The following is a 240-nucleotide window of genomic DNA, read 5'->3' as shown; positions in this document are numbered from 1 at the left end:
ACCTCGTGGTGGGCCGCCAACGCCCCGACGGCATGGTGCCCATCCGCGGCGAGCTCGACCCGCTGGCCTGGGCGAGCTTGGAACCGATCTTCGCCAAGCTCGCCGCACCCGGGATGTGCAACCCCGACGACGAACATCCCTGCATCAAGGGCACGCCCAGCCAAGCCCAGATCGACGGTGATCACCGCAGTGTCGGGCAGCGCCAACACGATGCCCTCACCGCGGTCGCCCGCGCGGCGC

General features: G+C 70.8%; 1 protein-coding gene. It reads left to right on the top strand.

Translation table 11 applies throughout. The features are described from left to right. The coding region (locus SBI80_RS28175; protein ID WP_318978441.1) for a DUF222 domain-containing protein at window positions 1–240 on the top strand (240 nt) is incomplete at both ends.

The sequence above is a fragment of the Mycolicibacterium sichuanense genome (genome assembly GCF_033741125.1).
Taxonomy (GTDB): Bacteria; Actinomycetota; Actinomycetes; order Mycobacteriales; family Mycobacteriaceae; genus Mycobacterium.
This window is presented reverse-complemented; position numbering and strand designations above follow the sequence as displayed.